At 75.6% G+C, this 4,506-nt stretch carries 4 protein-coding genes; 1 reads left to right on the forward strand and 3 read right to left on the reverse strand.

Features of this window, described 5'->3' with window-relative positions; all coding sequences use genetic code 11:
- Positions 1–125: 125 nt before the first annotated feature.
- Genes ABD308_RS29015 through ABD308_RS29025 form a run of 3 tightly spaced genes read right to left on the reverse strand, consistent with a single transcriptional unit; the run spans position 126 to position 3,750 of the window.
- Positions 126–1,649: an MFS transporter gene (locus tag ABD308_RS29015; protein ID WP_344340883.1), complete on the reverse strand. Its 1,524-nt coding sequence runs from the start codon at positions 1,647–1,649 to the stop codon at positions 126–128.
- Positions 1,646–2,209: a helix-turn-helix domain-containing protein gene (locus ABD308_RS29020; RefSeq protein WP_344340886.1), complete on the reverse strand. Its 564-nt coding sequence runs from the start codon at positions 2,207–2,209 to the stop codon at positions 1,646–1,648. Before ABD308_RS29020 ends, ABD308_RS29015 begins: the two co-directional genes overlap by 4 nt.
- A gap of 47 nt (positions 2,210–2,256) precedes the next feature.
- On the reverse strand, positions 2,257–3,750 hold the full coding sequence (locus ABD308_RS29025) for a M35 family metalloendopeptidase (protein ID WP_344340889.1): 1,494 nt from the start codon (positions 3,748–3,750) through the stop codon (positions 2,257–2,259).
- 210 nt (positions 3,751–3,960) lie between these two features.
- On the opposite strand from ABD308_RS29025, the gene ABD308_RS29030 reads away from it, so the two are divergent.
- A partial coding sequence (locus tag ABD308_RS29030) for a DUF5685 family protein (RefSeq protein WP_344340892.1) occupies positions 3,961–4,506 on the forward strand: 546 nt, incomplete at its 3' end.

The following is a 4,506-nucleotide window of genomic DNA, read 5'->3' on the forward strand; positions in this document are numbered from 1 at the left end:
GCCGCCGCCGCACCGTGTCCCAGAGCCGCACCGGTGGCGGGCCGTCGCCCGGGCCGCTCTCCCGGTGGGCGAGGGAGAGGCCCGACCCTGGCCCGGTGTTCACGGACCCGGCGTTCGCCCGCCGCTCAACCGGATGCCCGGGTCGACTCGCGGGCCGGTTCATTCGAGGTGACCGCCAGCGCCGACTCCTCGCGCGCCGCCTCCTCGCGCGCCGTCGCCCGGCCCGCCAGTACCGAGGCCAGCACCGCCAGCGCGGCCACCGCCGCGCAGACCCCGCTCGCCCAGGCGAACGCCGCCCGGTGCCCGCCGCCCCCGCCGGTCGCCCGCAGATAGACGCCGGAGAGCGCCGAGATGCTGACCGCCGCCGCGATCCGCTGCGCCATCTGCAGGATCGCCCCGCTCACGCCGGCCGCCTCGGCCGGCGCGTGCCGCAGCACGAAGGCCTGGTTGGAGGCCCCCATCAGCCCGATCGAGGCACCGCCCAGCAGTTGCAGCAGCGCCAGCAGCCAGGGCAGCGGGCCGGCCGGTGCCCACAGCGCGACCAGGCCGCCGGTCAGCATCGTCAGCGCCGAGCCGGTCATGCCCGCGGTGACGGTCCGCCGGCCGAAGCGCGCCACCACCCGCCAGGCCACGGCCGAGGCGAAGCCCATCGCCACCGCCGAGGGCAGCGCCACCAGCGCCGCGCCGAGCGGCGAGAGGCCGAGCCCGTCCTGGAGGAACATGGCCAGCACCAGCCCGGCGGCCAGCGAGGAGCCGAACTGCGCCATCGCCACCGCCGTCCCCAGCGCGTACGGCGCCGAGCGGGTCAGCGCCGGGTGGATCAGCGGGTGGCCGCCGGCCCGGGCGAAGCGGCGCTGCCACCACGCCAGCGCGCCCAGCAGCAGAGCCGCGGCGACGGCGAACCCGAGCCAGCCCGCCCAGCCGGGCGGCTGGACGAACGGCAGCATCAGCGCCAGGGTCAGCGCGCCCACCAGCAGCAGCCCGACCAGGTCGAGGTCGGCGTCGCGGGCGCTGGGCCGCGGGCGCGGCAGGTGGCGGGCCGCCAGCCAGAGGGTGGCGAGCCCGAAGGGGACGTTCAGCAGGAAGGTCAGCCGCCAGCCGTACTCCGGCCCGACGGCGGCGAGCACCGCCCCGCCGACCGGCGGGCCGAGTGCGAAGGCGAGCCCGCCGGTGACCGCGTACATCCCGAGCGCCCGGGCGCGCAGCTGGCCCTGGAAGACGTCCTGGAGGGTGCCGATCATCTGGGAGTTGACCAGTCCGGCGCCCGCGCCCTGGAGGAGTCGGGACACGACCAGCGCCCAGGGCTCGGTGGCGGTCGCGGAGAGCAGGCTGACCACGGTGAACAGGGCGAGGCCGCCGACGAAGAACCACTTGCGGCCGCGGACGTCGCCGAGCCGCCCGCCGGGGATCAGGGCCAGTCCGAAGGCCAGCGAGTAGCCGGCCACGATCCACTGCAGGTGGGCGGGCTGGGCGTGCAGCGACTCGCGCAGCGCGGGGATGGAGGTGTTGAGCACCGACTGGTCGATGAGGGTGGTGAAGCCGCCCGCGACGCAGACCAGCAGCACCCGCCGGCCGGCCGCGTCGAAGCGTTCCTTGCCCGCCTTGCCCGCCTTGCCCGGCGGCACGGGTATCGCGCCGGTCGCGCTCACGGTTCGACCACCACCAGCGCGTACCGGGCCTCGGCCGGGCCGGGGCAGCGGAAGCGGGTGGTCTCGGGGACGAAGCGCAGGCAGTCGCCGGCCTCCAGCAGTTCCTCGGCGCCGTCGACGGTGAGCGCCAGTCGGCCCTCCAGCAGCCAGAGGTGGTGCTCCCGGCCGGTGTCGCAGGGCTTGTCGTAGGCGATGTCGCCGCCGGCCGGCAGCCGTCCCTCGATCACCTCGGCCCGCAGCGAGCCGTGCGGCGGCGAGACGGAGCGCCGGACGAACCCGGTCGCCTCGTCCCGCCAGACCCGCTGGTCGGCCGCCCGCACGAGGCGCGCCGGCGCCGCCTCCACCTCCGCGAGCAGCCGCGACATGCTCCGCCCGTAGACCGCGCAGAGCCGCCCGAGCAGCGCGGCCGTCGGGCTCACCTCCGCCCGCTCGACCCGCGACAGCGTCGAGCGGCTGACGTCCGCCCGCCGCGCCAGCTCCTCCAGCGTCCACCCGCGCTCGACCCGCAACTCCGCGAGCCGTTCCGCCAACCGTTCGTCGGCGGCCGTGTCGATTCCCATATCCGCGATGCTATCCCGGATACGGGACGACCCCCGGAGCGCGGACCTCAGCGCAGCTCGCCCAGGCGTCCGCGCAGCTTCACGAGCTCCGGCCGCTGCCGCTCGTCGGCCTTCACCAGGTACGGCGTCACCCCGTCCAGGAGGGTGGTCAGATCCTTGACCAGCGGACTCGGCACCGGCACCCGGCCGTTGAGGGCGTGCAGCAGGTCGACGTCCTCCTTGTACGACTCGGCGAGGCCGCCCAGCACCTCGCGGTCCAGCTCCTCCGGCATCGCGGCCACCTCGGGAACGGACGCGAGCATGACCTCCCACCTGACCCGCACGTCCTCCAGGACGGCCGCCTGCAGTTCGATGGCCAGCGTGGCCCACTTGTCGGCGGTCGGCTGCACGGCCTGGACCGCCGCGAACCCGGTCCGCAGCGCGGCGACGGCCTCCCGCTCCTCCGGCCGGTCCTCGTTCACCAGGAGGTGGACGATCTCCCGCGCCCTCCCGGTGAACCGCCGCGCCGCCGGCCCGGTGCTGATGGCCGCGACCAGCGCGTCGAGCACCAGGTCGGCCAGCTCCAGCGGCCCGTGGTTCACCGCGCCGCGCGGGATCCGCAGCGCCCCGCCGGCCGGGTCGAAGTCGATCCGGTCACCGCTCTCGACCAGGAGCGGGTCGATCCGGTGCACGGCGTTCTTCAACTCGCCCATGTAGGTGAACAGTTCGTCCACCACCGCCCGGTCGCCGGGGCTCAGCCCGACGACGCCCTCGCGCAGGCTCCGCTCGGTGATGAACCCCCGGGCCGCCAGCCACTGCTCCAGCCCGAGCAGCCGGGCGTGGTGCTTCCAGACGGACCACTCGGGGGTGTTCCACTTGGCCTCGCTGAAGTTGGTCCTGGCGAACCCCGTGGCGTCGCTGGCGCGCACCCAGGCCCGGTTGACCAGGATGTCCAGCCAGGCCAGCGCGGGGCCGAGGGTGGTGGTCCCGGCCCGCCTCGCCAACCGGCCGCGCTGAGCCGCCAGCCGGCCGAACACCTGGTGCCGGCCCCAGGCCTTCTCGGCGCGCTCGACGAGCAGCGCGGCGGCCTCCGCGTAGGTGTCGGCGTTGTCCTGGGCGATGGCGGCCGGCAGGTGGCCCCAGGCCCAACCGGCACGGTACGCGTAGTCCTTGACCGGGTGCCCCAGCCCCTCCGGCAGGCTGTGCGACAGCTCGTGCACCAGGGTGATCGCCCGGGTGGTGAGCGTGCGGGTGCCCGGGCCGACCATGCTCGGGCGCAGCTGGACCTCCCGCACGGTGGGCGCCGGCCCGTCGCTGATGGCCGTGCTCGCCCCCATCGTCGCGGGCAGGTCCTCCCGCACCACGAACCGGACTTCGCGCATCCGGCCGGCCAGCAGCGCGAACCGCCGGTGGAAGACCGTGTAGTCCGGGGCCGGGCCGGGGCCGGTGAGCACGGTGGTCCCGGCCAGCTCCGCGGCGGTGCCGAGGGCGACGATCCGCTCGACCCGGCCGATCAGCGTCTCCAGCACCTTGCGCTCTGCGGCGGTCAGGTCTCTGCTCACGTGTTTCCTCCGCGTCCCTTGGCGCGAACCGGCCTCCCCGAGGGGCCGGTTCGCCCGGCGATGTCCGAAGGCATGGTCCCGGGCGGCGATGGACAACGAATAAACACCGGCGCCGCGGGGGCGGAGGTTCCTGATCGACGGGGCGGCGATCATATGATGTGCGCGATCACGGGCCGCCCGGCCGGCCCACGCGAAACACGGGGGAACCACATGTTCGGCATCATCAGACCCTGCCGTCACCGCCTCTCCGAGCGGTTGCAGGCTAGCTGGATGGCCCACCTCTGCGGCCTCTGCCTCGCCCTGCGGGACGACCACGGGCAGTTGGCGCGGACCGCCACCAACTACGACGGGCTGATCATCTCCGTGCTGGTCGAGGCGCAGGCCACCGCCGGGGCCTCGGCCAAGGCCGGCCGGCGGACCGCCGGGCCGTGCCCGCTGCGCGGCATGCGGACGGCCTCCGTCGCGCGGGGCGAGGGCGCCCGGCTGGCCGCCGCCGTCTCGCTGGCGCTCGCCTCGGTGAAGATCCGCGACCACGTCGAGGACCGGGACGGCGTCTTCGCCCGGCGGTCGGTGGCGGCGGGCGCCCGGGCGGTCACCCGGCGCTGGGACCGCAGGAGCGCGGGCAGCGCCTCGGTGGTCGGCTTCGACACCGCCGTGCTGCTCGACGCGGCCTCCCGGCAGGGCGAGTTGGAGCGCTCGCTGCCGGCCGGCGGCTCGGTGCTGCTGGTCACCGAACCCACCGAGACCGCCACCGCC

It is taken from the genome of Kitasatospora putterlickiae (assembly GCF_039527695.1).
Taxonomy (GTDB): Bacteria; Actinomycetota; Actinomycetes; order Streptomycetales; family Streptomycetaceae; genus Kitasatospora; species Kitasatospora putterlickiae.